The organism is Haloplanus salinarum (assembly GCF_009762275.1).
GTDB classification, from domain to species: Archaea; Halobacteriota; Halobacteria; order Halobacteriales; family Haloferacaceae; genus Haloplanus; species Haloplanus salinarum.
Window position 1 is genome coordinate 1,464,273 of record NZ_CP034345.1, and the last position, 24,472, is coordinate 1,488,744.

The following is a 24,472-nucleotide window of genomic DNA, read 5'->3' on the forward strand; positions in this document are numbered from 1 at the left end:
CGCCGCTACCCGGGGCCGACGGTCCGGATCACTCCTCGGGGATGGCGGCCGGATGCGACCGCGACACCGTCGACCGGTTGGTCCGGGGGTCCTTCTCGACCCGGACGAGGTCGTCGGCGGCGCCGACGAGTTCCTCGTCGTGGCTGACGATCACGATCTGAGCCACGCCCATCTCGCGCATCTCCTCGACGAGGTCGACCAACCGCGAGACGTGGCCCGCATCGAGGAAGACCGTCGGTTCGTCGAGGATGAGCGGCGGCATCGGCGCCGCGCCGTCGATGCCCTCGGCCAGCAGTCGGTAGATGGCACACCGGAGGCTGAGGTTGAACAGCGCACGCTCGCCGCCCGACAGCTGGGCGGGGTCGAGTTCGCTCCCGTCCTTCTGGACCACCGAGAGTTCGTAGTCGCCGTCGAGCCGCAGGTGCGCGTAGGCGTCGTTGCCGTAGACGAGGTCGAACGTCTCGTTCAGGAGGCGTTCCAGCGTCTCGACGTTCCGCTGGCGGAGCTCCGCCCGCAGGTCGCCGTACATGGCTTCCAGCCGTTCGGCCTCCGCGTGGAGGTCGTCCAGGGCTGCCACCCGCTCGGCGAGGGCGTCGCGCTCCGCTCGGAGCGACTCCAGCGCGTCGAGTTCGTTCCGCACCCCACCGATCTTCGTCTGCAGGTCGTCGCGGGTCGACGCCAGCCGATCGAGTTCCTCGTCGACCTCCGCGAGGTACTCCTCGGCTTTCTCCTTGTTCTCCCGGGCCGCCTCGATGGCCTCCCCGTCGACCGCCTCGCGCAACTCGTCGCGGCGCTCCCGCTTCTCGGCCAGCCGTTCCCGACGCTCGTCGTTCGTCTCCTCGATCCGCTCCGCCTCGCCGCGCAGGCGCTCGATCTCGTCCTCGTGGTCCGCGATACGGTCCAGCCGCGACGCCACGGCGTCGACCGCCGCCCGCGTCTCGGCGAGGGCCTCCAGTTCGGCGGTCGACTCCTCGACGCGTTCCTCGGCCTCGGCGGCCTCCTCGCGTTTCTCGGCCGCGACCTCCCGAGTCTCTTCCGCCCGCTCGCGCAGGTCGGCCGCCTCCGACTCGTGCTCCTCGGCCTCCTCCCGTCGGTCCGCCGCCTCGTCCCGCTTCTCGGCCGCCCGCTCGGCGAGGCGTTCGCGCTCCTCGGCGAGTTCGTCGAGGCGCGTTTCGGCCTCGGCGAGATCGGAGAGGATCTCGATCCGGTCGTCGAGCTCCGCGACCCGTTCGCGGGCGGACTCCAGTTCCGCGTCCAGCTCCGCGACCCGTTCGCGGTCCGTCTCGATCCGATCGGCGTGTGGCGACTCCTCGACCGGCTGTCCACACTCGGGACACTTGCCGGCCGCCAGTAGTTCCTCCGCCTCGGCGACCCGCTCCGCGGCCGCCTCGCGTTTGGCCTCGAGTTCCGCGATCCGCTCCCGGAGCTCCGCGCGGCGGTCACGGAGCGCCGACCGTCGGTCGGCGGCCTCACCTCGATCGACCGGCGCGTCCTCGAACCGGGCGCGCAGGTCGGTCGCCTCCGCGTCGAGGTCCTCGATCCGTTCCTCGTGGTCCGTGGCCGCATTCGTGGCCGCCTCCGCCGCCTCGCGTAGCTCCGCGGCCCGCTTCTCGGCGCGGTCGGCTCGGTCGGCCAAGTCGTCGGCCTTCTCCGCGAGGTTCGTCGCCTGGTTTCGCAGCCCCGTCGCCGACGCGTTCGCCTCGCTCTTGGCCTCGCGGATCGACTCCTCGCTATCGTCCAGTTCCGCCCGCCGACGTTCGACCGCCGACGCCGTCGCCTCGTCGAGCCCCGCGGCGTCGCGGCGCTCCTCGAGGTCGGCTTCGAGGTCGGCGATCCGTTCGCGCGCCTCGCGGATCGACTCCCGGATCGACTCGCGTTCGTCCTCGGCCTCCGTGATCGCCGTCTCGAGGTCCGCGATGTCGCCCTCGATGGCGTCGAGTCGCTCCCGCTTTGCCTCGTGTTCCTCGAGGATCGCAGTCGCCTCGCTTCTCGTCCGCTCGGCCTTCTCGCGCTGTCGCTCGTAGTGTTCGATCCGCTCGGTCACGTCGGCGAGCTCGCCCTCCAGGTCGTCGAGACGGGCGTGGAGGTTCCGGTCCTCCTTCGCTTCGATCTGTGACTCCACCTTCTCGAGTTCACCCCGCTTGCCCGAGCGGACGTCCTCGACGCCCAAGCGGGCGGTCGCGGCGCGCTCCCGGTACTCCTCCAGCCGCCCCAGTTGCAGGAGGTCGTCGATGACGTCCCGTCGCTGGTCGGGGGAGGCGTTGATGAGCTGATTCACCTCGCCCTGCCGGACGTACGCGCAGTTGACGAACGCCTCGGCGTCCATGCGGAGCAGGTCGGCGACGAACCCGCGGACGTCGCGTGCGCCCTCGACGGTCACGTCGGGGCCGTCGAGGGTACAGTCCGCCGTCGAGGTCCGGTCGCCGGACTGCCGGAGTCGACGGTGGACGTGGTACGCGGCGTCGTCGTGGGTGAACCACAGGTCGATTTCGGCCTCCGTCTCCCCGTTTCGCACCACCTCGTCGAGCGTCCCCTCCAGCGCCTTGGACCCGTAGAGCGCGAAGAAACACGCCTCCAGCAACGACGACTTCCCGCTTCCGTTGAGCCCGTGGATCACCGTCACGCCGTCCCGGAGGTCGAGGTCAGCGTCGGCGTAGGGACGGAAGTTCCGCAGGCGGATCCGATCGAACCTCACTGGAAGTCCTCCATGGAGACCTGGTCGTCGGGCGCACCGTTCCGTGCGTCCGCGGCGTTCGTCTCGGCGTCGGCGTCCTCGGCGTCGGCGTCCTCGGCGTCCGCGGCGTCGGCGAGTGATCCCTCCGCGACGGCGTCGTCGACGAGCGAGGCGACCCGGTCGCGGACGTTCGAGTCCGGGAGCGCGCCGTCCCGCACCGTCTCGTCGAGACGGCGGGCGGTCGGGGAGAGGTCCATCTCGCGGACGCGCTCCCGGACGGCGGCGTCGGGGTCGCCGAACTCCACGTCGGTATCGGTCGCGTCGGTATCGCCGCCCACGGCACGGTGGTCGGTGACACGAGCGAGGAGGGCACCCGCCGAGAGCGCCGCCTCCTCGACTGCGGCCGGGGTGACGGGGTCGCCCTCGCCGGTGATCGACACCACGACGACGGCGTCGGTCAGGTCGTGCTGGCGCACCTGCTCGCGGACCCGATCGACCCCCTCGCCCGCGGCGAGTTCCACGTCGACGAAGACGAACGGGCGGGTGTCGAGCGAGCGCCGGCGGACGTCGACGGTCGCGTCGCCGCCCGCGTCGGATCCGAACTCCACGAGGTTGTAGCCGCGGGCGTCGCGTTCGTCGGCGCTGGCCCGCTCGGTCGAGCCGCAGTACGTCACCCACGTCCCGTCGACGCGGGCGGTGTCGGCGACGTGGTTGTCGCCGAGCAACACGGCGTCGAAGTCGACCGTCGCCTCGTCGAGTACCGTCTCGGTGTCCCAGTCGGCGTGCGGGAAGGGGGTGAACAGGCCGTGGCCCACCAGAGCGGCCGCGTCGGCGTCGTGGGGGGCGAAGTCGTAGTCGAGTTCGTCGCGGCGGGACCGAGGGACGTGATCGAGCCCGTAGAACGCCGTGTCGCCGACGACCGTCGGCTCGGCGCCGAGGCGGGTCGCCAGCCCGAGATCCGAGAAGAGGTCGAGCCACTGCTCCCCGCGGGTCGCCTCGTGGTTGCCGACGACGGCGAGGAAGGGCACGTCGGCGGCCGCCAGGCGGCGGAGCGCGGAGAGGACGCCGAGGAGGTCGGGGAGGTCCGGACGGCGGTCGTGAAAGAGGTCGCCGGCGTGGATCACCGCGTCGACGGCGTCGTCGGACCCCGTCCGATTGCCCGTCGACTGTGAGTCGACGGCGTCGTCGATCACCGCCTCGAAGGCGTCGAGGAAGTCCTGCCGGCGCTCCGGCGAGTGGTACTGACGGTAACCGACGTGGGTGTCGCCGGTGTGGATCACCCGTGTCATCGCTCGGGAGGTTGATCGTCGGCACTCAAAACCGTTCCGCGACCGGAGCGAAAGTGGTCGGCGGCCGCCGTCCGACAGCGATCGATGGTCGCGAGCGCCCGCCGCCCCCGGCGAGCAGTCCTCTCCGCCCCCTCCCGTTCCGCGGCCGCGACGGCGCGGCGGAGCCGGTCGATCCCGCCGTCGTCGACGAACGCCGCCAGGGCGCGCACGTCGTCGAGCGCCGAGACGGCCTCGTCGACCGTCGCGGCCGGGGCGGGGGGTTCGTCGGTCGCCAGGGAGCGAAGCGCGTCGCGGACGTCGTCGGTCACGGCTGGCGGTGGTCGCCCGTTCGGACTTAAACCTTCAGGGAGTAGAGCCGCTTGCGGGCGTCGGAAAAGGAGAACCGGGACTCGACGACGCCGGCGTCCTCCAGTCGCGTGAGCGCGTAGCGAACCGTCCGCGGCGGGAGGAGCGTCTCCTCGGCTAGCTGACTCTGGCTCAGCGTCTCGTTGTAGTCCAGTACCTTCGCGACGAGCTTCGCGCTCGGTGGGAGATCGCGGACGTCCGCCCACCGATCCGATTCCGCGTCCGGAGCGACTGTCTCGGTCGTACTCATCTTACCTCTCGATGGGGCATACAGGATAATAATATTTGCTATCGAATATTATTTTTCATAGTAATATATTGGCGGAGGTCCGGGTCGATTCGGGGCCGAGTCACGGCGAAGGCCGCGCCCACCCGAAGTCTCTTATGAGTCTGCGCCTTAAACGGGACGATGACCGACACTGTGGACGATGTCGACCTCCCGTACGACGAGGAGGCGGCGTCGCAGCAGGAAAAAATAGAGGCCCTCCGCGAGCGGCTGGACGTGTTGGAGGGGCAAAACGAGGAGATGCGCGACAAGCTGCTGGACGCGAACGCGGAGAACAACAAGTACCAGCAGAAACTGGAGCGGCTGACCCACGAGAACAAGAAGCTCAAGCAGTCGCCGCTGTTCGTCGCGACGGTGCAGGAACTGACCGACGAGGGCGTCATCATCAAACAGCACGGCAACAACCAGGAGGCCCTGACGGAGGTCACCGAGGAGATGCGGACGGACCTGGAGCCCGACTCGCGGGTGGCGGTGAACAACTCGCTGTCCGTCGTCAAGCGTCTCGACAAGGAGACCGACGTGCGGGCCCGCGTCATGCAGGTCGACCACAGTCCCGACGTGACCTACGAGGACATCGGCGGCCTGGAAACACAGATGCAGGAGGTCCGCGAGACGGTCGAGATGCCGCTCGACCGCCCCGAGATGTTCGAGCAGGTGGGCATCGACCCCCCGTCGGGCGTGCTCCTCCACGGGCCGCCGGGCACCGGGAAGACGATGCTCGCGAAGGCCGTCGCCAACCAGACCGACGCGACCTTCATCAAGATGGCCGGCTCCGAGCTCGTCCACAAGTTCATCGGCGAGGGAGCGAAGCTCGTCCGGGACCTCTTCGAGGTGGCCCGCGAGAACGAGCCCGCCGTCCTCTTCATCGACGAGATCGACGCCATCGCGTCGAAGCGGACGGACTCGAAGACCTCCGGCGACGCCGAGGTCCAGCGGACGATGATGCAACTGCTCTCGGAGATGGACGGCTTCGAGGAGCGGGGCGACGTCCGCATCATCGCGGCGACCAACCGCTTCGACATGCTCGATCCCGCGATCCTGCGTCCCGGCCGGTTCGACCGCCTCATCGAGGTGCCGAAACCCGACCACGCGGGCCGCGAGATCATCTTCAAGATCCACACCCGCAACATGAACGTCGCGGACGACGTGGACTTCGTGGAACTGGCCGACGTGGCGACCGACGCGTCCGGTGCGGATATCAAGGCGATCTGTACCGAGGCCGGGATGTTCGCCATCCGCGACGACCGGACCGAGATCTACATGGACGACTTCGTCTCCGCGTGGGAGAAGATCAGCGCCGAATCGACCGACGAGAGCGTCTCGCGGGCGTTCGCCTGATCGCGGCGGCGGCCCTCGACGCGGCGGGGACGTGACGCGACGTTTTTGCCCGGGCGCACAGTACGGACGGTATGACCATCCGCACCGACGTCGCTCCGAGTACGCTTCCGGTGACCCTCGAAGAGGGGGGCGTCGAAGTGGAGTACCTCGACGGTCGGACGGCGTTCTACCGCGGCGTCCCGGAGAAGGTAACGGAGACGCTCTCGGCGGCCCCCGGCAAGGCGGTCCACGTCCTCGTGACCGACCCCGACGGGACCGAGGGCGTGTTGATGTACGTCAACGATCGCAAGACCCACGAGGACATCCTCGAATCGACGGGCGTCGGTCGGATCGTCCTCGACGGCGGGGAGACCGAGGAGATATTCCCGGGCGTGACCGTCGGCACGCCCGACGGGATGCGGTGTCGGGTGCAGGCCGACCTGTCGACGGCGCGCGGCCGCGTGTTCGTCTTCGTCGAGGACGACTGGGGCGAGGAGTCCTACGAACTGGTCGCGGGAGACTAGTTACTGGAGATAGGAGGGGTCGGCGCTGTCGCTGTCGCAGTTGTCCTCGTGCTGTCTGGCGTCGTCCCGGTCGTCGAACAACATCCCACAGCTCTCACACTCGTACCACGTCATACCGTCCCGCTCGGTCGTGGTCACCATACGTGTACGTGCGCGAGGTGGCGATAAAACCGTTGCCCCGGTGAGGCCGTGTTCCGGTGCCGCGTCGAGGCTCGCTCTTACCGGTCGAGCGTCGACACGTCGGCGATGGCGATGGCCATGCCGAACACGAACAGGCCGAACGCGGTCATCCCGACCGGGATGGAGACCCGCATCAGCGCCCCGAGGGCGAAGGCACCGACCCCACCGCCGATGGCTCCGAGTTTTCGTGACGGGTCGGCTTGTCGGGTCAGTTCGACCCACGTAGCTCGGTGAGCGAGGATGATTGATGTTGTCGGGCCGTAGACGATAGGGACCGACATGAGCGGGAGGCTGAACGATCCGGTGGTGGAGGCGGCAAAGGCGGTGACGACGGCGGCGGCGAGGGTGGCGGTCGCATAGCGGAGGGAACGGCGCATGAGTGGGACTCGTCGCAGGAGGTCAAAGGCCTCCTGCACCGTCGCCGACCGTGCGACGGGCCGCTATTCGAACGGATCGACGAGTTCGACCGTGTCCGCGCGGTCCGGGCCGACGCCGACGGCGTAGATGGGGACGCCGACCTCGTCGCTCAGATACTCCAGATACGTGCGGGCGTTCGCGGGGAGGGCGTCGTATCCGTCGTCGGCGACGGCGGTCCAGTCGACCTCCGGCCAAGGCTCGAACGCCTTCAGGATCGGCTCGCACTCCGCCCAGCGCTCGGTCGTCGCCGGCATCGTCTCCAAGCGCTCGCCGTCGATGTCGTAGGCGTCGCCGACCTTCACCTCGTCCAGGCCGGCCAGTACGTCCAGGTGGTTGACGGCGATGCCCGTGAACCCGCTGGTCCGGGCCGCGTGGCGGAGCATGGGCACGTCGAGCCAGCCGATGCGGCGCGGTCGGCCGGTGACGGTGCCGAACTCGCCGCCCTTCTCGCGGATGTAGTCCGCGAGGTCCTCGTCGTCGCCGTCGAGTTCCGTCGGCAGGGGCCCGGTGCCCACGCGGGAGAGGTAGGCCTTCACGATGCCGACCACCTCGCCGCGCCCGACGACGGTCGGACCCACACCCGACCCCGTCGACGCCCCGCCGGCGGTCGGGTTCGAGGAGGTCACGTAGGGGTAGATACCGTGATCGATGTCGATGGAGGTCCCCTGTGCACCCTCGAACAGCAACTCCGCGCCGTCGTCGAGTCGGCGCGCGAGGAAGTCGCCGGCGTTCACCGTCATGTCCTCCGCGGCGAGGCGGCGGCCGACGTCGGCGAACTCCTCGTGGAGCGCCTCGACGTCGAACTCCTCGCCGGCCTCCAGGCCGAACACCTCCTCGACGAGCGCGCGCTTCTGGGGGACGACGTACTCCAGTCGGTCGCGGAGCACCTCGGGGTCGAGCAGGTCGCCGACCCGGATGCCGCGGCGGCCGACCTTGTCCTCGTAGGTGGGGCCGATGCCACGACCCGTGGTGCCGGCCGCCAGGTCGTCGTCGCTTTTGACGTCCTCCTCGATGCCGTCGAGGACGCGGTGGTACGGCATGATGACGTGTGCGCGGCGCGCGACGCGGACGTCGGGGTCGAGTCCCCGCTCCCGGAGGGTGTCGATTTCCTCGAACAGCGTGCGCGGGTTGACGACACAGCCGTTGCCGAGGACCCCAGTCTTCCCGCGGACGGCACCGCTCGGCACCAGCGACAGCTTGTACTCCTCGCCATCCTCGACGACGGTGTGGCCGGCGTTGTCCCCGCCTTGGTACCGGACCACGATGTCGGCGTTCCCACCCCACAGGTCGACGAGGGCACCTTTGCCCTCGTCTCCGAGCTGGGATCCGACGATGGTGACAGTCATGTCCGACCGGGGATTCCATCCCCCTCGCTAAACCGATTACGATACGCTCACGCCGACCGAGACGCGGGGACGCCGGCCGCGACCCGAAGCGTTAACTACTCCCAACGCGCACCTGGGAGCGTCCGCTTCCGAGCCGCCGGGTCTCACAGCAACTTTTAAAACCCGCTACGACAAGTTAACAAGTGTCATGATAGACAGGCTCGAAAAAGAAGTCGATATGCTGGAACGCCATCTTCAGGTGTTGAAGATGGTCATCGGCAACGAACCCATCGGGATCGTGAAGATGTCCAACGAGACGGGTTACCCGCATCACAAGGTCCGGTACTCCCTGCGAGTCCTCGAGGAGGAGAACCTCATCGAGCCGTCGAGCCAGGGAGCGATCACCACCGAGGACACCGCCGACTTCGTCGACGAACTCGACGAGAAGATCGACTCCATCGTCGACAAACTCGACTCGATGAAGATCGAAGAGACGGCCGAGATCCAGAGTTAGAGGTCCGGTACGGTCAAAAAGAGATCGTCGTCTCGCGCCTCGACCAAGCACAGGTGGAACCCCGACTTCCGTGAGAGCTTTACGTAACTCCGTCGAGAGCTCCGACTGAACAGGCCGCCACGGGTGGCATCGACCACGGCTTTCATCGCCGCCGACTCGAAGAAGCTCGTCGAGACGAAGAAGGCACCCGCGAGCGTCGTCGCCGTCTCGCTCACGCGACTCGCGCTCTCGATCAGTTCCTCGACGGCCGAGGCCGTGGTCGGGTCACGATCATCCTCGATGGCGGCGACGAACAGCGGATCGCCCATCTTGTCCCGGAAGACCACGTCGAAGGACTCGGACGTCGCCTCCGGACGGGTCTCGGCGGTCACGTCGACCTCGCCGCCGAGGTCGATGCGGTCGATCCGCTCGATGGCCTCGTACAGCTTCGAGAGCCCCGCCCGCGTGTCGGTCTGCCTGATCTCGTAGGTCAGCGCGGTCAACAGCCACTCGACGAACCGGTGTTCGGTCGTCCCGCGGAGGAACGCCTCGAACGGCCGGCCGTCGACGGCCAAGCCCTCCGTCTCGAACTCGGTGTGGTGGTCGATCCGGAGGTTGTCGCGGAGCGTCGACGGGTCGATCCGACCCTGTGCGGCGCGTTCAAGCGTCCCCGCGGTCTTGTCCTCGTACCGGACGAACAGGTTCGTCCCCGCGAGCGCCTCCGCGGGCGTGAGCGTCCGGTCTGTGGCCACGGCCGCGGCGTCGTCGTCCTCCAGACGTTCGATCTCGGCCTCCAACTCGGCCACGCGCTCCTGCAGACGCTCGACCGCGGCGCGGTGCTCGTCGCGCTCGCTCGCGATCCGGTCGCGCTCGGCCTCGACCTCCGATTTCGCCTCGCGGACGGCCTCGAGTTCGTGTCGCAACCGGGCGACCTGGTCGGCCGTCACCCCGTCGGCGGTCCCGTCGTCCGTCGCGTCCGCGTCGGTGGCCTCGTCGGCCCCCGTCGGTTCGGCGTCCGTCGCACCGTCGCCCGTCGCGTCCGCGTCGGCCGCCTCGTCGGCCGTTCCGTCCCCGTCCGTCGGATCCCCGGCTTCCTCGTTTGTCGCCGGCTCCAGCGCCACGTCCTCGGTGGTCACCGTCCCCGCGTCCATCGCCGACGCCGCGTCGTCCGCGGCAGGCTCGTCGGCCCCGTCGGCCGCGGCGGAGGTCCCACCCTCCGGGGCCGCGTCGGCGTTCGCGTCCGCCTCGGCGTCCGTCTCCTCGTCCTCCGGGGCCGCGTCGGCGTTCGTGTCCACGCCGGCGGCCGTCTCCTCCCCTGTGGCCTCGTCGTCCGCGTCGTCGGTGGCCACCTCCGGCGTCGCCCAGTCGGGGGTCGGCGCGTCGGTATCGGCCTCGTCCGCAGCGTCCGCGTCCGCCGACCGGTGATCCGTCGTCGCGTCGGCGAAGGCGCCGTCCGCAGCGTCGTCGGGACCCGTTCCGGCGGGGGTCGTCCCGTCGCCGGTGTCGACGTCGTCGAACGCGACGTCGTCCGCGGCGTCGGCGGGCGCGTCCGCCCCGGCGGCGTCGGTCGTGGTGGCCGCGGCACCGGCCGCCCCACCGGCACCGGCGCCCGCGCCGGCGTCGTCCGTCTCGCGCGGGTCCGGTTCCGGCAACTCGACGATGTCGACGTCGGCGTCGACGACCGAGTAGATGCCCACCTCGTCGGCCGCGCGTTCGAACGCCTCGTCGCCCGTCAGGAGGCGTCGGCTGTTGCCAACGTAGGCGACCGGGAGCGACCGACCGCCGTAGTAGACGACGTAGTAATCCCCGGAGAGGACGTTCTCCGAGAGTTCGACGTAGCCGACGAAGTTCCCCGAGGAGAGCGTCTCGTCGATCTCGGTCAGCGGCGTCTCGTTGGAGTAATACTGACCGCGGGTTTGGCCGCCGCGGGCCCGCATCGCATAGAGGAGCGGGAGGGAGACGTCGGGGGCGGTGTAGGCCGTCAGCGACGCGTCCTCGAAGTCGTGGACGTCGCCGTCGAACACTCCCAGATACCGACCGTTGAGGACGAACGTCCAGGCAGTACCGTCGGTGACGGCCCCCGAGAACTCCTCGTCAGCGAGGTCGTACAACCCGGCAACGCCGTCGGAGACGGGGCGAGCTCCCCACTCGGTCACCGCGTCCAGAATCTCGCTGTCCATTATCGAATATGCCCCCGAGCGATGCAAATACTTTCCGGCAACCGGCGGCGACGGCGCCGACGCCCCGGCGGCGCTACTCGTCGCGGAACTCGACGGCGACCCGACGGCGCTCCCCGTCGACGTACTTGTAGCGTTCGTCCGGATCCTCCCCCTCCGCCCGCTTGTGGGAGCCGTCACAGAAGGGGTACTCCTCGCTCAGGCCGCAGAGACAGACCGCCACGTCGCCTTTCTCCTCGTCGATGTCCGCCGGCGTGATGATCTTCGGTCCCGTCGCGGTGTGGGTCACTTCCCGTGCCATACCACGGGATCGGTGGCCGTCCCCTTAACCGCGGTGCCGACGGCGGGGGGATCGGTCGCGCGGTCAGTGTTTGTGGGTGAAAAGCAGCGGACTGCCCTCGTGGACCGTGACGCAGATGTCGAGCGGTTCGATCTGTTCGAGGCTGGTTTCGGTCTTCTTGCAGGCCACGAGGTCGTCGAACGGTTCCTCACACACCGGACACGCCACCGAGACGGTGTTCTGGTAGAGTTTGATCTCGTCGTTCTCCTCCCGGGGCGTGAGCGACGACACGAGTTGCTCGAAATCCTCCATGGCAATAGCTGTCGCGTGTGGCTACATAAATTTACGGCGGGGGACGCCGATCAGGCGCCGACCGACCCGCCGAGATAGAGGATGACGACGAGGAAGATCCAGACCACGTCGACGAAGTGCCAGTACATCGAGACGGTGCTGACCGAGACGTGCCGTTCGGCGGAGTACTGGCCGGCCAGCGCGCGGATCGTGACGATGGCGAGGAGTACGCCGCCGAGCGAGACGTGGAGACCGTGGAGGCCGGTCAGTCCGTAGAAGGCCGACCCGAACAGTCCGGAGGTGACCGTAAACTCGGTGTGGACGATGAACTCGTAGTACTCGTAGACCTGCCCGCCGATGAAGACCAGTCCCAAGATGAGCGTCGACAGGAGGCCGAGCGCGAACTTCCGGCGGTCGTCGTTACGGATGGCGACGTGGGCCCAGTGGAGCGTGAGACTCGACGCCACCAGGATGGCCGTGTTGATGATGACGAGCGATCCGGTCAGGTGCGGGAGTTCGCCGGGCGGCCACGTGCCCGCGCGGATGAAAAAGTAGTACGTGAACACCCCGCCGAAGGTGGCGATTTCGGACCCGAGGAAGGCGATCATCCCCCAGCGAAGGGCCGACGCGCTCGTCTCGTCGGCGCCGCTGGACCAGAACTCGGTGACGAAGGCGTGATAGATCCAGCCGTACAGGCCAAAGAGGAAGGCGCCGACGCTCGCCGACGTCGCGAGCGGGGCGAGCATGGGGTCGATGGTCGATTCGGACCCGCCCGAGACGATGAAGAGGGCCGCACCCAGGTAGATGCCGCCCGCACCCAGGGCCGTGATGAAGGGCCACCAACTCGCCTCGCCGAACCCCCGGGGCCAGTCCTCGACTGCCGGGAGGTGATGTCCATGGTCGTCCCCGCCGTGATCCGTACTCATACCCCCCCGTTGCGATTCGACTACCAAAAATCCTCCCAACCGGACCCGCCACGCGGCCGAGTCGGTTCCGGAAGCTACTCGTCGGGGACACCCCAACTGTCGACCGATGGCCGTGGAACCACGACGGCGACGACGCCAGCGACGGCGGCGGTGGGTGCCGACGGTCGCGGCCGTGCTCGGCGTCGCCTGGTGGCTCTCGGCCGGCGTGGGCCGCGCCGCCGCCCACAGCGGCGGCCTCCGTGGCGCGACGCGCGACCCCGTCGCCGTCCCCACCTGGCTGTTCCTGCTGACCGGCGGCGGCGTCGTCGGCGTCTCCTTTCTCCTCGCCAGTTTCGTCACCGACCGCCGCCTGGTCGCGGCGATCCACGACTGGGCGCGGCCGCTCCCGACCCCGGGACGGGTGGGTCACGGCCTCGCCAGCACCCTGGGGGTCGCCGTCCTCGCCGTCACGTTCGGCGTCGGGATCCTCGAGGACGCGACGGGCGTCCGCAACCTCGCGGTGCTCGTCGTCTGGGTCGGCTGGTGGGGCGGCTACGTCGCCTCGACGTATCTGCTCGGGAACACCTGGCCGGCGTTGAACCCCTTCCGGACGGTGGCGGAGCGTCTCCCGACCCTCGACCGCCCCTACCCCGACAGGCTGGGCGCGTGGCCGAGCGTCGCCGCCCTCCTCCTCTTAGTGTGGGTCGAGGTCACGGCGCCGCTGGCGGACGACGCACGACTCCTCGCGACGGCGCTCGCCGGATACACCGCGGTGACGCTCGTGGGCGCCGTCGTCTTCGGCCCGGATCGATGGTTCGGGTCCGTCGACCCGCTCTCGCGGGCGTTCCGACTCTACGGCCGCCTCGCGCCGCTCGGCATCGCCGACGGTCGCCTCCGGCTTCGACTCCCCGGGAGCGACCTCCCCGACACGCGACTCGACGGCGCCGGGGACGTGGCCTTCGTCGTCGCCCTGCTTTTCGTCACCACTTACGACGGGTTCGTCGCGACCGGTCCCTGGGCGGCCGGCGTCCGCGCCGTCGCCGGCGTGGGGGTCCCGCCGCTCGCCGCCTACCTCGCTGCGTACCTCGTCGGCGCCGGGCTGTTCTACCTGGCCTATCGGGCGGCGGCACGGGTGGGGCGACGACGCGCCGACACCTACCTCTCGGTCGGGGAACTGGCGCGGCGCTTCGCCCCGTCCTTGCTCCCCATCGCCGCTGGCTACCACCTCGCCCACAACCTCGTATCGGTGCTGGTCCTCGGGCCGACGTTCGTCGCCGTCGCCGCCGCGCCGCTCTCGCCGCCGCCGTCGCCCCCACAGCTCGCCGGCCTCCCCGGCTGGTTCGGCGGCCTGGAGTTCGCCTTCGTCCTCCTCGGCCACCTGCTGGCCGTCTGGGTCGCCCACGCGACGGCCTACGAACTGTTCCCCTCGCGGCTCCAAGCCGTCCGCAGTCAGTACGGCGTGACCGCCGTTATGGTCTGTTACACCATGCTCAGCCTCTGGATCGTCGCCGAACCGTACGTCGCACCCCCCTTCATCGCCTCGTGACCGTGACCGACAACGCCGACACCGACGTCCCGCCCGACGCGACCGCCCACGCCTGCGAGCGCTGTGGCCGCCCGTTCGCCGACGAGGAGTATCTCGCGCTCCACCGCGGCCTCGACCATCCAGGCGACCTGTCGGCGACCGAGCGGGCGGCGTTCGACGACGCCCGCGAGCGGGAGGAGGAGAAGCTACAGCGGTTCAGACTGCTCGCGCTCGGCGCGCTCGTGGTGCTCTACTTCGGGTTCCTCATGACGTACGCGGTCGTCACCTGACGGGATCAGTCGGCCCCGCCACGCGCCCGGTGGTAGGGCTCCCCGGCGATATCCTCGCGGAGGTCCTCGAGCGACCCGGACGAGGCGCCCGTCATCTCGGTGACGACGGCGAACACCTCCTGGCGCGAGACCTTCACGCCGGTATCGGAGAGGGCGTCCTCCGGGCGAGCGAGGAGTTCGCGGAGGGTCCCGACCGCGAGCAGGAAGGGGATGGCCCACGCCGCGACGGTGTTGCCGTCCGTCGTCGGCACCGTCTCAAGGTACGTCTGGGCGTCGTCGAGAAAGGAGCGGGCGTGGCGCGCGGTGCGGCGGACGACCGCCGCCGCCCCGGATTCGTGTTCGGGAGCGACGACCTCCTCCTGTGGGACGCCCTCGGCGGCCAGCCACTCCGCCGGCAGGTAGACGTTGTCCTCCTCGGTGTAGTCGTCGTAGACGTCCTTGGCGACGTTGACCAGTTGGAGTAGGAGCCCGAACTCCTCGGCGGTGTCGTAGAGGCGTGCGCGACGCCCCTCGCTGAGGTTCCCGCGGGCCACCAGGTTCGTCACGAGGGTACCGACGGTGCCGGCGGCGTAGTAACAGTACTCCTCCAGTTCCTCGCGGGACTGGATGCGGAGTCCACCCTCGTCGGCGTAGCGCTCGACGAACATCGCCATCCCCTGGACGAGTTCGCGGGCCGGCGGGGTGACCGCCTCGCGCACGTCGTCGGGGAGCCCCTCGAACGTGCGGACGATCCGCGGGGTGCTGGCGACGACCTCCCAGTCGTCGGTTCGCTCGTCGGGTGCCGGGAGCCACTCGTCGACCGAGGCGCGGAACGCCTCGGCGTCGGTGTCGGCCGCCGGGTCGAGGACGCGGTCGTACTCGTGCAGCAGCCGCGCCTGTTCGGCCGGCGGGATGTGATCGGCGTCCTCGACGGTGTCGGGAACGCGACAGAGGAGATAGCCGACACAGATGTACGACGCCATCGGTTCGTCGAGTACGTCGACGGTCAACGCGAACGTTCTGGAGACGCCTTGGACCGCCTCGTGGCACCAGTCGAGGTCGGTGTTGTCACCGGGAGGTCTGGCTGCGTGTCGAGACATTCGGAGCGGTTTGGGTTACGAGCGAGGGGTTAAAAAGTCTCGTGGGCGATTCGGCGGCGTCGACGGCGGAAGCCACAAGCCGTATGTCCCGGCCGCCCGACCCACGCCGTATGCCATCGAGGGGGACCATCGCCGTCGGCGTCGTGGTCGTGCTTCTACTCGCGGGGGTCGCGTTCTTCGTCCTCGGACAGCCCACCGTCTCGGGGGTCGACAACCGGTTCGGCGGTGTCAACGAGACGACGACCGTCGTCGAGAGCGACCTGACGGTGCAAAATCCCAACCCCGTCGGCGCCAGCCTCGGGGGCCTCACCGTCGACTACGCCATCGACATGAACGGCATCCGGATGGCGACCGGCGTCAAGGAGGGACTCGCGCTCCCCAGCGGGGAGTCGACGGTGCCGATGACGACCTACCTCGCGAACGAGCGCATCCCCGCGTGGTGGGTGAGCCACCTCAACAACGGCGAGCGGACGGAACTCGCCGTCAACGCGGACGTCCACTCGTCGGCGCTCGGCGCCTCCTTCGGCGCGCCGAAGGTCACCCGCACCATCGAGACGGACATCATCTCGGCGTTCGACTCCACCGAACGCCGCCCCGTCGGCGACGAGGGGCCCAACGGCGAACCGGTCCTCTACATCGAGGAGACGAGCGCCCAGTGGGGGACGGTCGACTCCTCGGCGACGGAGATCGACATGCGATTCGTCGTCTACAACCCCAACCCGTACCCCGTCCCGATTTCCGAGCTGAGCTATCGGGCGACGATGAACGGCGTGGAGATGGGAACCGGCGCGACGGAGGGCCACGGGACGGTCCCGCCGGAGTCGACCCGCACCATCCGGGCGACGACGACCCTCGACAACGGCAACATCGACGAGTGGTGGGTCACCCACCTGGAGAACGACCAGCGGACCGAGCTACGGATCGACTTCTCGGCGCGGGTCGAACTGCCGACCGGCACCGTCGATATCCCGCTGGCGCCGCTGACCTACACCGAGACCATCGAGACGGACATCTTCGACAACGAGGAGGGGACGGACGTGGACGGCGAAGCGACGCCGACGCCCACGCCCACGGACGACGAGGGGACGCCCACGCCCACGGACGACGGCCTGCTGGACGGTGGGGACACGGAGACGGCGACGCCGGAGCCCACGGATGCGGCGACGCCGACGGACACGGCGACGCCGGGACCTACGGAGACACCGGCGCCCACGCCGACCCCGCCGCCGACCGACGACGACGGCCTGCTCGACGTGCGGTCGCCGCGCGGGGCGGCCGCGGTTCGGTGACTACTCGATGGTGACGTGTTCGGACTCCTCGTTGAGCGCGAGGTTCGCCGCGATTTCGGCGTTGCGCATGGCGTACTGTGCGGTCTGCTGGAGGCTCACCAGCACCTCGCGGGTCCGCAGGAGTTCGACCTTCGGCATGTCGGGGAGGCTCCGGATCAGCTCCATCTCCCGGTCGCTGATCTCCTCGAACATCCGCCCGACGGCGATGGCCTTGTCGTAGTCGCGTTCGACGACGGCCTCGACGGCGGTGACGGTGATCTCGTCGACCTGATCCGTGAACTCGCGGATCGCCCGCATCGTCGAACCGTCGACGTCGATGGTGTTGTTCTTCGCGTCCAGCGCGATGTTGCCGATGTCCTCGGCGTTGTCGGCGGTGAGTTCCAGGTTCTTCGCCACCGACCGGTAGCCGATGAGGGGGAAGCCGGACTCGAGGCCGACCGCGCGGGCGAGGTTGGGGTTCTGGTACGCCATGAAGATCAGGCGAAGCAGGAGGACGAAGATCTTGTTCGCCTGGCGCTCGCGGTTCAGCGCCCGTTCGGCCAGGTCGGCGTTGCCGTGGGCCAGCGCCTTGACCGACTCGCCGCGCATGGTGCTCCCCGTGTTCTCCAGCCGTTCGAGGAGGTTGTCGAGGGTGAAGTCCTCGGGGTCGACCGAACAGCGGATCGCGATCCGCTCTGGCGTCTCCTCGATGACGCCGAGGCCCATCAACTGCGTCTCGGCGCGGTAGACGGCGTTGATGTGCTCGCTGTCGAGGGCGCCCTCCGACTTCTGGATGTGAATGACGCGCCGCCCGAGTACGTACTGGGCGACGATGGCGCGTTCGAGCGCCCCCGCGTCGAGGTTGTCGGCGTGGATGGTCGCCGTCGATCCCTCGGTGCTCGCCGACTCCGGCAGCACCGTCAGCGTCCCCTTCCCACCCATACGGAGCGACACCTCGTCGCCCTTCTCGACGTCGTGTTCCTTGGCCCACTCCGCCGGGAGCGTCATCGCCAGCGTCGACGGCCCCAGCCGTTGGACTTTCCGTGTTTCCATACCACAGGTACTGCCCCCAACGACCTTAATCTTCACTATGCACCATTATACGTGACCAAAGGCGTTGATGTGCGGTGGTTTTAGGCGATCTCCATCAGCCGCCGTTCGAACCGGCCGACCCGGACCTGGGTCCAGCCCCGCAGTTCCGCGTCGAGTTCGGGGTCGTCGGTGTCGACCCGAAGCCGTCCGATGTCGTCGAGTTTCGACCGGGAGGCGACGACCTCGACGTCGCAGCGACGGACGACCGCCGGGGAGAGCTGTGGGTTCCCGCGCCCGAAGACGAACCCCTGTCCGCCGATGGGCGAGACGACGATCACGTTGCGTTCGCCGAGGGCGTCGAGGATCTCCGACTCGGTGGCGTCCGTGGCCAGCACCTCGCCGTCGCGCCACACATCCACGCCGAGTGGTGACCCCTCGAATCCGAGCGCGTCCTCGATGGCGCCGACCGTGCTCCCGGGGCCGAAGACGTATGTCACGCCGGGTTCGACGCCGTCGGCGAACCCCTCGGCCAGGGATTCGACGTTGCCGCTCCCCGTCTGCTTCGAGGACTGCAGGTTCTCGCCGACCGGCACCCGGGCGACCGCCCGGAGTTCGGGGTCGACCGACCCCTCGCGGTACGCGTCCTCGTCGATGTCCATCACCTCCCGGCGCTCGGTCCGCTCGAAGGTGTCGATCACGTCGGCGGCGTCCTCCGGCGAGACGGCGAACACCGACGAGTAAACCTTCACGCCGCCGGGGATGCCGAGCATCGGCGTGTCCGTCCCCTCGAGAGCGTCGGCGACGTCAGCGGCGGTGCCGTCGCCCCCGACGAAGCAGACGAGGTCGGCGCCCGCGTCGACGAACGCAGCGACGGCCTCGCGGGTGTCCGCGGCCGTCGTCTCCGCGCCCGCGGGAGCGCCGAGGACCTCGGGGTCGAAACCGACCTCGCGGGCCAGGTCGGCACCCATCGGCGCGCCCCAGGTCAGGACCGTCGCGTCGGGACGGCGGTCGTGAAGGGCGTCGAGCGCCCGTCGCGCCCGGTCCGGCGAGCGCGGGTCGGCACCCCGGGCGCGCGCCTCCTCGACTTTTCCGTCCGTGCCTTTGAGGCCGACCCGTCCGCCCATGCCCGCGATGGGATTGACCAGGAACCCGAGTCGCATGGTGTGTGCTACGTCGGGACGGGCAAAAGTCTCCCCACGCGGGCGGCGTGACGAACGTTTAAGCGACTGCCGGCGATAGGGGCGACCATGCTCCCGCTACAGTCCGGGGAACCGCTCCCCATCGAGGCGACCGGCGCGGTGGTACTACTGGCCAGTCTCGCCGTCACCCTGCTCTGGTTGCTCTACCTCCGTCGCTAGATCGACGCGCTCGCGGAGCCAGTCGGCCGCGTCGCGGGCCGTCGCCGCGTCGGCAGCGATCACCTTCAACCGGACCGAGTCGCCGGGGTAGCTCCCGATCGAGACGTCGAACCGTTCCTGCACCCCGTCGAGACGGTCGATGAGTGCGCTCTCCGGTTCGGTCGTGTGGACCTCCTCGACGTATCCCCGCTCGCCGGTGAACTCCCCGGCGACCGTCTCGAACATCGCCTTCATCTCGGCGGGGACCCCGGGCAGGACGTACACCGACTCGAGGGCGGCCCCCGGGGCCACCCCCTCCGGGTTCCGGAGCAGGCGGGCGCCCTCGGGGAGGTGGGTCGTCCCCTCGGTCAGGTCGTCGGCCGAGTAGTCGCCGTGGTCGGCGATCCACGCCGCGGCCGCCTCGTTGGGGACGACCGCCCGACCGAACGCCGCCGCGACGCCGTCCATGGTCACGTCGTCGTGGGTCGGGCCCACGCCGCCCGTGACGATGACCGCGTCGTACTCCGCGCGGTACTCGTTGACCACGCGGGCGATGTCGGCGACCCGGTCGGGGACGGTCGTGATCCGCTCGACGGACACCCCGCGGTCGTCGAGCCGGTCACACAGCCACGAGGCGTTCGTATCGACCGTGTCCCCGGAGAGCAGTTCGTCGCCGACGGTGACGACCGCGACTCGCATGTGGCGCCGTAGACGGGGCGAGGTGAAAAGGCTCGCGACGGCTACCCCATCCCGGGCGGCGGGTCGTCGCGGAACTCGTCGTCCTCGGTCTCGACGTCGAGGCCGAGTTCCTCCCGCCGTTCGCGGAGTTCGTCGATCCGTCGCTTGTAGTAGAGCGCGCCCGCGATGCCGACGACGGTCAGGCCGGCCGCGGCCCCGCCGAAGATCAGCAGGTCGCGCTGCAGGTAGAACTGCACCGAGACGGAGTCGGCCTCCACGCCATCCCAGCGGATGATCCGCCGGTCGCCGTCGGTCTCTACCTCGTAGCCGCGCGGATTGACCGTCCCGAACGGGAACACCTCGACCCGGCGGTTCGGGGGCAACACGACGGCGTACGAGCCGTTGACGAACGTCGGGAGGCTGAACCGCTTGGGCGTACTGGAGGAGGTGAAGGCGAGGCGGCCGCCGCCGTCGCTCGGGGCGTCGTCGGGGAGGACGACCGACACCCGCTCGCGCGAGCGGTTGATCGACCCGCCGCGGGCGACGAGTTCCGTCCCCGTGATCACCGTCCCGTTGGGGTAGCGATAGCGGACGGCCGAGACGGGGATGGCGTTCCGACCGCCGAAGCCGTCGCGGCGGAACAGCTCCATCCGCTCGTCGTCGAGCCGGTAGACCGCCTGGAACCGCGCGTTCTCGGTGATCGTGATGTGGGCGTTCACCTCGTTGTCCCAGACGTACGGGGCCGGTGGCTCCTCGTCCAGTTGCTCGTTGGAGATGGGTTGGGAGCCGAAGAAGCCGGCACAGCCCGAGGTGACGACCAGCGCCACGAGCCCGATCAGCGGGAGCAACTGGCGGCGGTTCATCGATCAGGGGATGACACACTTCAGCTCCGCGGGGAGGTACTCGCCGACGCTGGCGAGCAGCCCCGGCGGGTCGGTTCCCTCGGCACAGACGACGCTCTGTTCGAGCAACCCGAGCCGTTCGACGGTGACGATGTCGCGGGCGTGCCCGGCGCGGTTGATCGTCGCCCGCACCTCGCCCCGCGTCGCGCTGTTGACGTTCAGTCGGCCGTTGTCGCCGCGGGTCCACTCGAACAGCCGGTCGCGTTCGGCGTCGGCCAGCCGCGGCGGATCGCCCGCGGTAAAGCGCAGGGGAAGGTGCTGGACGAGACCGAACCGGTCCCGGATCTGTGACGGCGACCCCTGGCCGAGGCCGAGTTCGTCGGCCGGGATCCGGACCCGCTCGCCCGCGTCGAGGACGACCCCTTCGTCGTCCCAGGATTCGAGCGTCCCGACGTAGGTCTCGCCGTCCTCGAAGCCCGTACCGATCGCCCCCCACTCCTCGCCGAGGGCGTTGCGCGCGGCCACCGCGTCGTCGCCCGTGATCGTCACCGAGACGAAGTCGTCGTGGCGGACGCCAACCTCCCACTCCACGTCCAGGTCGCCGACCGCGTTGTCGACCAGCGCGTCCATCCCGTCGAGCGCCCGCTCGCGAGCCGACCCCTCGACGTAACACTTGGTTGCGAGGACGACCATCAGCGGGTGACTTCCACGTTGAGTTCGCCTTGAAGTTCCTCGATCCGGCGTTCGGTCGCCTCGACGAGGTCGTCGTTGTCCATCGGTTCGAGCGGCGCGCCCGTCTCCGGGCACTGGAAGTCGAACTCCATGGCCTCGCTGAACTCGAAGCGGATGCCCGCGGGCTCCGAGAGGTAGAACTCGTGGGTTCGCTCGTACTCGAGACGCTCCTCCAGGGCGTCGAGCAGCCGGTGCATCTCCTCCTCCAAGTTCTCCGGAATGTTCTCGTACTGGAACGTCCAGAGGTAGGTGAGCCACCCCGAGTCCTCGTCGCGGACGCGGCGGTAGCTGGCGAGGTCGTTCTCGTAGAGGATAAACAGGGCACGGCGCACGTCGTTCAGTTCCAACCCCAACTCCTCGGCGAGTTCCTCGTCCGTCACCTCCCCGTCCGGCGGCGCGGCGGCGACCGGCATCCCCGTCGGCCCGACGAGTTCGTGGAGGTACTTCTGGATCACCGGATCGCTCAGCAGCTCCTCAAAAGCCATTACGTTCCGTTCGGACCGGCGTCGGTTTAAACGCCACGGTCAGGCCCGTTCCGACTCCTCCTCGCCGGTTGACTCCCCGTCGTCCGCTTCCGCCGCCGTCGTGGCTCGCTCCCTAGCGAGTTCGGCGTCGATGTCGTCTTCCATCTCGTCCAGCGAGGCGACGGTGAGCACGTTCCCGCCGCCGGGGTCGACCACCAGCACCTCCGCGCCGACGGGAATCTCGCCGTCGAGCGCGCGGGCGCTGTAGTTGGGGTTGAAGCCGCCGCGGTCGAGTTTCACCTCCCCCGACCCCTCGGTCACCCGTTCGGTCACGCGTCCCGTCCGGCCACGGAGCGAGTTGGAGTCGCTCGTCCGCCCGGAGCCCGCGCCCCCGTAGAGGTCGAACCGGCGGTAGCCCGCGAGCGCCAGGCCCCCGAAGACGAGAACGAGGACTGCGAGGACGAGCGGCCCGGCGATCGGTCCCAGCAACAGGCCGACGATGCCGGCCCCGAGCAAGGCGACACCCAGGACCGCGAAGTGTGCACCCGGTGCCATCGCCTCCGCGATGGACAGGCCGAGCCCCGCGATCACCAGGAGGAGCGGAAGGGTCTGGGGACCGAGTTCGATCCCCGCCTGCAGGACGCTCGTGGCGACGACCATGTCCTCGCCTTTGAGCCGCGGGCGTTTATACTACCGGCCCCGCCGGCCACACTCACAGCCCGGCGAGGGCCGCATAGAAGAGCAGGATCGAGAGGGCTACCCCGAGGAGGACGAAGGCGGCGTTCTCCAGGGACGGCGTCTCCGGTTCGATGGGGTCCGGCGCGTCGGGTTCGGCGTCCTCGCCCACCTCGTCGAGGGCGAACCGCCATTGCGACTCGTCGTCCTCGCGGTCCTCCTCCGGAACGGCGCTCATGCCCGTCGGTAGCGGCCGGTCACTGAAAGGGATACCGACCCGCGGCGGCTCACCGCTGGTGTTCGCGCGGCGTCACGTCGCCCTCGTACACGACACCCCGGTCGGCGTTGACCGTCACGGTCGTGCCGTCGGCGACCTCGTCCGGGAGCGGCGCCCCGCTGACCATCGGCACGCCGCGCTCCCGAGCGATCACGGCGGCGTAGCTCGTCATCCCCGGCCGGGCGTCGACGATCCCGCCGATGCGACCGGTGTCGCCCGCGAACTGGCCGTCGAAGGTGGCCGGCAGGACGACGATGGCACCCTCGGGGGCGTTCGAGAGGTCGCCGTCCGGACAGCGGAAGACGGGGCCGGCGACCCGCCCGTTGACGACGTTCCGGCCCGTCGCGACCGTCTCGGAGGCGACGTGGACCTTCAGGGTGTTCGTCGTGTTCGTCCCCTCCAGTTCCGTCATCATCCCCGTGAGGACGACCACGGTGTCGCCGCTCTCGGCGGCGCCGGCGTCGATGGCGGCGTCGACCGCCGCGTCGATCATCCCCTCGATGTCGTCGCGGTAGGCGGCGTACTGGGAGTCGACACCCCACGAGAGCGCGAGTTGGCGGCGGACCCGATCCCGCGGCGTCGTCGCGACGACGGGGACGCTCGGTCGGAACTTCGCCGTCGCGCGGGCCGTATAGCCCGACTCGGAGACGGCGACGATGGCCGCCGCCCCGAGGTCGCGGGCGAGATACCGCGCCGCGCGCGCCAGCGCCTCCGTCTGGGACTCCTCGGCGGCCGCGGGCACTCGCCCCTCGGTCGTCTCGTCGTACTCCGCGCTCCCCTCGACCTCCCGGACGATGCGGTCCATCGTTTCGACGACCCGGACGGGGTGGTCGCCGATGGCCGTCTCGCCCGAGAGCATCACCGCGTCGGTGCCGTCGAGCACCGCGTTCGCCACGTCCGAGGCCTCCGCCCGGGTCGGCCGCCGGGCCGAGACCATCGAGTCCAGCATCTCCGTCGCGGTGATGACGGGAACGCCCGCGTCCTGGGCGGTCCCGATGATCCGTTTTTGCACCATCGGCACGTCTTCGAGCGGGCACTCCACGCCGAGGTCGCCCCGGGCGACCATCACGCCGTAGGACGCCGCGACGATCTCGTCGACGTTGTCGACCGCCCCCGCCCGCTCGACCTTCGCGACGACCGGGATGTCGCCGCCAGCGTTCTCGATGGCGTCGGTCACGGCGAGGACGTCGGCGGCGTCGCGGACGAAACTCGCCGCGACGAAGTCCGCGCCCCGTTCGACGGCGACCTCGATGTCCCGGCGGTCGCGCTCGGTCACCACGTCCAGATCGAGGTCGACGCCGGGGACGTTCACCCCCTTGCGGCTCCCGAGTTCGCCCCCGGAGACGACGCGGGCGGTCACGACGTCGCCGTCGACGGCCGTCACGCGCGCCTCGATCCGGCCGTCGTCGAGGAGGATGCGGTCGTCCGGGTCGACCGCGCCGAGGGCGTAGGAGAGCCCGATCTCCTCGGGTGTCGCCGCGTCGCCCTCGACGAACCGGACCGTCGAGTCGGTCTCCAGGTGAATGGGGTCGTCGAGGGGGGCCGTCCGGACCTCCGGACCCTGGAGGTCGAGCATCACCGAGAGCGGGTTGTCGATGGCGGCGTCGACCTCGTGGACCCGCTCGATCAGCGCCGCCCGGTCCTCGTGGGTGCCGTGACTCGCGTTGAGGCGGGCCACGGCCATCCCGGCGTCCGCGAGTTCGCGGATCGTCGCCCGGTCGTCGGAGGCGGGGCCCAGTGTACAGACGATCTTTGCCCGTCGCATACCGC

Annotated in this window: 27 protein-coding genes; 6 read left to right on the forward strand and 21 right to left on the reverse strand. The window is 69.6% G+C overall.

Features of this window, described 5'->3' with window-relative positions:
* Nucleotides 1-28: 28 nt before the first annotated feature.
* From rad50 to EI982_RS08800, 4 genes are read right to left on the reverse strand one after another with little or no spacing between them, the layout of a single operon-like run.
* Nucleotides 29-2,695 (reverse strand): DNA double-strand break repair ATPase Rad50, encoded by a 2,667-nt coding sequence (rad50, locus tag EI982_RS08785; RefSeq protein WP_157689342.1) that lies wholly within the window; start codon nt 2,693-2,695, stop codon nt 29-31.
* Nucleotides 2,692-3,963 carry a DNA double-strand break repair protein Mre11 gene (mre11, locus tag EI982_RS08790; protein WP_157689343.1) on the reverse strand — a complete coding sequence of 424 codons (1,272 nt, stop codon included), beginning with the start codon at nt 3,961-3,963 and terminating at the stop codon, nt 2,692-2,694. The genes rad50 and mre11 overlap by 4 nt, the downstream gene beginning before the upstream one ends.
* Nucleotides 3,960-4,271: a DUF7966 family protein gene (locus tag EI982_RS08795; RefSeq protein WP_157689344.1), complete on the reverse strand. Its 312-nt coding sequence runs from the start codon at nt 4,269-4,271 to the stop codon at nt 3,960-3,962. The genes mre11 and EI982_RS08795 overlap by 4 nt, the downstream gene beginning before the upstream one ends.
* A gap of 26 nt (nt 4,272-4,297) precedes the next feature.
* Nucleotides 4,298-4,558, reverse strand: coding sequence for a MarR family transcriptional regulator (locus tag EI982_RS08800; protein ID WP_157689345.1), 261 nt, complete (start codon nt 4,556-4,558; stop codon nt 4,298-4,300).
* Between the two features lie 159 nt (nt 4,559-4,717).
* Between EI982_RS08800 and pan1 the strand changes: the two genes are divergently transcribed.
* Together pan1 and EI982_RS08810 are read left to right on the forward strand one after the other, a co-directional pair.
* On the forward strand, nt 4,718-5,932 hold the full coding sequence (pan1, locus tag EI982_RS08805) for a proteasome-activating nucleotidase Pan1 (RefSeq protein ID WP_157689346.1): 1,215 nt from the start codon (nt 4,718-4,720) through the stop codon (nt 5,930-5,932).
* A gap of 71 nt (nt 5,933-6,003) precedes the next feature.
* Nucleotides 6,004-6,435, forward strand: coding sequence for a DUF5796 family protein (locus EI982_RS08810; protein WP_157689347.1), 432 nt, complete (start codon nt 6,004-6,006; stop codon nt 6,433-6,435).
* Here EI982_RS08810 and EI982_RS18360 read toward each other — a convergent pair whose 3' ends face one another.
* From EI982_RS18360 to EI982_RS08820, 3 genes are all read right to left on the reverse strand, one after another.
* Nucleotides 6,436-6,576 (reverse strand): DUF7128 family protein, encoded by a 141-nt coding sequence (locus EI982_RS18360; RefSeq protein ID WP_199243773.1) that lies wholly within the window; start codon nt 6,574-6,576, stop codon nt 6,436-6,438.
* 77 nt (nt 6,577-6,653) lie between these two features.
* Nucleotides 6,654-6,992 carry a DUF8153 family protein gene (locus EI982_RS08815; RefSeq protein WP_157689348.1) on the reverse strand — a complete coding sequence of 113 codons (339 nt, stop codon included), beginning with the start codon at nt 6,990-6,992 and terminating at the stop codon, nt 6,654-6,656.
* 63 nt (nt 6,993-7,055) lie between these two features.
* Nucleotides 7,056-8,378 carry an adenylosuccinate synthase gene (locus tag EI982_RS08820; protein WP_157689349.1) on the reverse strand — a complete coding sequence of 441 codons (1,323 nt, stop codon included), beginning with the start codon at nt 8,376-8,378 and terminating at the stop codon, nt 7,056-7,058.
* A gap of 187 nt (nt 8,379-8,565) precedes the next feature.
* Here EI982_RS08820 and EI982_RS08825 point away from each other — a divergent pair, with 187 nt between their 5' ends.
* Nucleotides 8,566-8,871 (forward strand): hypothetical protein, encoded by a 306-nt coding sequence (locus EI982_RS08825; protein WP_157689350.1) that lies wholly within the window; start codon nt 8,566-8,568, stop codon nt 8,869-8,871.
* On the opposite strand, the gene EI982_RS08830 is transcribed toward EI982_RS08825, so the two are convergent.
* From EI982_RS08830 to EI982_RS08845, 4 genes are all read right to left on the reverse strand, one after another.
* Nucleotides 8,868-11,030 (reverse strand): DUF7527 domain-containing protein, encoded by a 2,163-nt coding sequence (locus tag EI982_RS08830; RefSeq protein WP_157689351.1) that lies wholly within the window; start codon nt 11,028-11,030, stop codon nt 8,868-8,870. The two genes, EI982_RS08825 and EI982_RS08830, sit on opposite strands and share 4 nt — an antisense overlap.
* A gap of 73 nt (nt 11,031-11,103) precedes the next feature.
* Complete coding sequence (locus tag EI982_RS08835) at nt 11,104-11,328, reverse strand: CDGSH iron-sulfur domain-containing protein (RefSeq protein ID WP_157689352.1); 225 nt, start codon at nt 11,326-11,328, stop codon at nt 11,104-11,106.
* 63 nt (nt 11,329-11,391) lie between these two features.
* Nucleotides 11,392-11,619, reverse strand: a complete 228-nt coding sequence (locus EI982_RS08840; RefSeq protein ID WP_157689353.1) for a DUF7385 family protein — start codon at nt 11,617-11,619, stop codon at nt 11,392-11,394.
* 50 nt (nt 11,620-11,669) lie between these two features.
* On the reverse strand, nt 11,670-12,524 hold the full coding sequence (locus EI982_RS08845; RefSeq protein WP_157689354.1) for a cytochrome c oxidase subunit 3: 855 nt from the start codon (nt 12,522-12,524) through the stop codon (nt 11,670-11,672).
* 106 nt (nt 12,525-12,630) lie between these two features.
* Here EI982_RS08845 and EI982_RS08850 point away from each other — a divergent pair, with 106 nt between their 5' ends.
* Together EI982_RS08850 and EI982_RS08855 are read left to right on the forward strand one after the other, a co-directional pair.
* Nucleotides 12,631-14,049, forward strand: coding sequence for a hypothetical protein (locus tag EI982_RS08850; protein ID WP_233255318.1), 1,419 nt, complete (start codon nt 12,631-12,633; stop codon nt 14,047-14,049).
* 2 nt (nt 14,050-14,051) lie between these two features.
* Complete coding sequence (locus EI982_RS08855) at nt 14,052-14,318, forward strand: DUF7410 domain-containing protein (RefSeq protein WP_157689355.1); 267 nt, start codon at nt 14,052-14,054, stop codon at nt 14,316-14,318.
* A 5-nt stretch (nt 14,319-14,323) separates the two neighbouring features.
* Here the strand turns inward: EI982_RS08855 and EI982_RS08860 are convergent, their stop codons facing one another.
* A complete protein-coding gene (locus EI982_RS08860; protein ID WP_157689356.1) occupies nt 14,324-15,397 on the reverse strand; it encodes a phytoene/squalene synthase family protein in 1,074 nt (357 codons plus the stop codon).
* Nucleotides 15,398-15,507: 110 nt separating this feature from the next.
* On the opposite strand from EI982_RS08860, the gene EI982_RS08865 reads away from it, so the two are divergent.
* Nucleotides 15,508-16,686, forward strand: coding sequence for an LEA/WHy family protein (locus EI982_RS08865; protein ID WP_157689357.1), 1,179 nt, complete (start codon nt 15,508-15,510; stop codon nt 16,684-16,686).
* Here EI982_RS08865 and EI982_RS08870 read toward each other — a convergent pair whose 3' ends face one another.
* The 9 genes from EI982_RS08870 to pyk all read right to left on the reverse strand — a co-directional run bounded on the left by EI982_RS08870 (nt 16,687) and on the right by pyk (nt 24,467).
* Nucleotides 16,687-17,718, reverse strand: coding sequence for a phosphate signaling complex PhoU family protein (locus EI982_RS08870; RefSeq protein ID WP_157689358.1), 1,032 nt, complete (start codon nt 17,716-17,718; stop codon nt 16,687-16,689).
* Between the two features lie 80 nt (nt 17,719-17,798).
* Entirely contained in the window at nt 17,799-18,857 is a 1,059-nt protein-coding gene (locus EI982_RS08875) for an ATP-NAD kinase family protein (RefSeq protein ID WP_157689359.1), read from the reverse strand.
* 144 nt (nt 18,858-19,001) lie between these two features.
* A complete protein-coding gene (locus EI982_RS08880; RefSeq protein ID WP_157689360.1) occupies nt 19,002-19,733 on the reverse strand; it encodes a competence/damage-inducible protein A in 732 nt (243 codons plus the stop codon).
* Nucleotides 19,734-19,774: 41 nt separating this feature from the next.
* Nucleotides 19,775-20,575 (reverse strand): DUF5803 family protein, encoded by an 801-nt coding sequence (locus tag EI982_RS08885; protein ID WP_157689361.1) that lies wholly within the window; start codon nt 20,573-20,575, stop codon nt 19,775-19,777.
* 3 nt (nt 20,576-20,578) lie between these two features.
* Entirely contained in the window at nt 20,579-21,247 is a 669-nt protein-coding gene (locus EI982_RS08890) for a DUF2110 family protein (protein ID WP_157689362.1), read from the reverse strand.
* Nucleotides 21,247-21,771: a transcription factor gene (locus EI982_RS08895; protein WP_157689363.1), complete on the reverse strand. Its 525-nt coding sequence runs from the start codon at nt 21,769-21,771 to the stop codon at nt 21,247-21,249. The genes EI982_RS08890 and EI982_RS08895 overlap by 1 nt, the downstream gene beginning before the upstream one ends.
* Nucleotides 21,772-21,810: 39 nt before the next feature.
* Nucleotides 21,811-22,410: an NfeD family protein gene (locus tag EI982_RS08900; RefSeq protein WP_157689364.1), complete on the reverse strand. Its 600-nt coding sequence runs from the start codon at nt 22,408-22,410 to the stop codon at nt 21,811-21,813.
* A gap of 52 nt (nt 22,411-22,462) precedes the next feature.
* Nucleotides 22,463-22,663 (reverse strand): DUF7312 domain-containing protein, encoded by a 201-nt coding sequence (locus tag EI982_RS08905; RefSeq protein ID WP_157689365.1) that lies wholly within the window; start codon nt 22,661-22,663, stop codon nt 22,463-22,465.
* A gap of 49 nt (nt 22,664-22,712) precedes the next feature.
* Nucleotides 22,713-24,467 (reverse strand): pyruvate kinase, encoded by a 1,755-nt coding sequence (gene pyk / locus EI982_RS08910; RefSeq protein WP_157689366.1) that lies wholly within the window; start codon nt 24,465-24,467, stop codon nt 22,713-22,715.
* Between the last annotated feature and the right edge of the window lie 5 nt (nt 24,468-24,472).

Excerpts from the sequence above, each read along its gene's own strand:
- EI982_RS08810 (WP_157689347.1), top strand. The coding sequence starts at position 6,004 with ATGACCATCCGCACCGACGTCGCTCCGAGTACGCTTCCGGTGACCCTC.
- EI982_RS08815 (WP_157689348.1), bottom strand. The coding sequence starts at position 6,992 with ATGCGCCGTTCCCTCCGCTATGCGACCGCCACCCTCGCCGCCGCCGTC.
- EI982_RS08875 (WP_157689359.1), bottom strand. The coding sequence starts at position 18,857 with ATGCGACTCGGGTTCCTGGTCAATCCCATCGCGGGCATGGGCGGACGG.
- EI982_RS18360 (WP_199243773.1), bottom strand. The coding sequence starts at position 6,576 with ATGGTGACCACGACCGAGCGGGACGGTATGACGTGGTACGAGTGTGAG.
- EI982_RS08830 (WP_157689351.1), bottom strand. The coding sequence starts at position 11,030 with ATGGACAGCGAGATTCTGGACGCGGTGACCGAGTGGGGAGCTCGCCCC.
- pan1 (WP_157689346.1), top strand. The coding sequence starts at position 4,718 with ATGACCGACACTGTGGACGATGTCGACCTCCCGTACGACGAGGAGGCG.
- EI982_RS08900 (WP_157689364.1), bottom strand. The coding sequence starts at position 22,410 with ATGGTCGTCGCCACGAGCGTCCTGCAGGCGGGGATCGAACTCGGTCCC.
- EI982_RS08820 (WP_157689349.1), bottom strand. The coding sequence starts at position 8,378 with ATGACTGTCACCATCGTCGGATCCCAGCTCGGAGACGAGGGCAAAGGT.
- EI982_RS08825 (WP_157689350.1), top strand. The coding sequence starts at position 8,566 with ATGATAGACAGGCTCGAAAAAGAAGTCGATATGCTGGAACGCCATCTT.
- EI982_RS08885 (WP_157689361.1), bottom strand. The coding sequence starts at position 20,575 with ATGAACCGCCGCCAGTTGCTCCCGCTGATCGGGCTCGTGGCGCTGGTC.
- pyk (WP_157689366.1), bottom strand. The coding sequence starts at position 24,467 with ATGCGACGGGCAAAGATCGTCTGTACACTGGGCCCCGCCTCCGACGAC.
- EI982_RS08890 (WP_157689362.1), bottom strand. The coding sequence starts at position 21,247 with ATGGTCGTCCTCGCAACCAAGTGTTACGTCGAGGGGTCGGCTCGCGAG.
- EI982_RS08870 (WP_157689358.1), bottom strand. The coding sequence starts at position 17,718 with ATGGAAACACGGAAAGTCCAACGGCTGGGGCCGTCGACGCTGGCGATG.
- EI982_RS08865 (WP_157689357.1), top strand. The coding sequence starts at position 15,508 with ATGCCATCGAGGGGGACCATCGCCGTCGGCGTCGTGGTCGTGCTTCTA.
- EI982_RS08880 (WP_157689360.1), bottom strand. The coding sequence starts at position 19,733 with ATGCGAGTCGCGGTCGTCACCGTCGGCGACGAACTGCTCTCCGGGGAC.
- mre11 (WP_157689343.1), bottom strand. The coding sequence starts at position 3,963 with ATGACACGGGTGATCCACACCGGCGACACCCACGTCGGTTACCGTCAG.
- EI982_RS08850 (WP_233255318.1), top strand. The coding sequence starts at position 12,631 with ATGGCCGTGGAACCACGACGGCGACGACGCCAGCGACGGCGGCGGTGG.
- EI982_RS08835 (WP_157689352.1), bottom strand. The coding sequence starts at position 11,328 with ATGGCACGGGAAGTGACCCACACCGCGACGGGACCGAAGATCATCACG.
- EI982_RS08845 (WP_157689354.1), bottom strand. The coding sequence starts at position 12,524 with ATGAGTACGGATCACGGCGGGGACGACCATGGACATCACCTCCCGGCA.
- EI982_RS08895 (WP_157689363.1), bottom strand. The coding sequence starts at position 21,771 with ATGGCTTTTGAGGAGCTGCTGAGCGATCCGGTGATCCAGAAGTACCTC.
- EI982_RS08800 (WP_157689345.1), bottom strand. The coding sequence starts at position 4,558 with ATGAGTACGACCGAGACAGTCGCTCCGGACGCGGAATCGGATCGGTGG.
- EI982_RS08840 (WP_157689353.1), bottom strand. The coding sequence starts at position 11,619 with ATGGAGGATTTCGAGCAACTCGTGTCGTCGCTCACGCCCCGGGAGGAG.
- EI982_RS08860 (WP_157689356.1), bottom strand. The coding sequence starts at position 15,397 with ATGTCTCGACACGCAGCCAGACCTCCCGGTGACAACACCGACCTCGAC.
- EI982_RS08905 (WP_157689365.1), bottom strand. The coding sequence starts at position 22,663 with ATGAGCGCCGTTCCGGAGGAGGACCGCGAGGACGACGAGTCGCAATGG.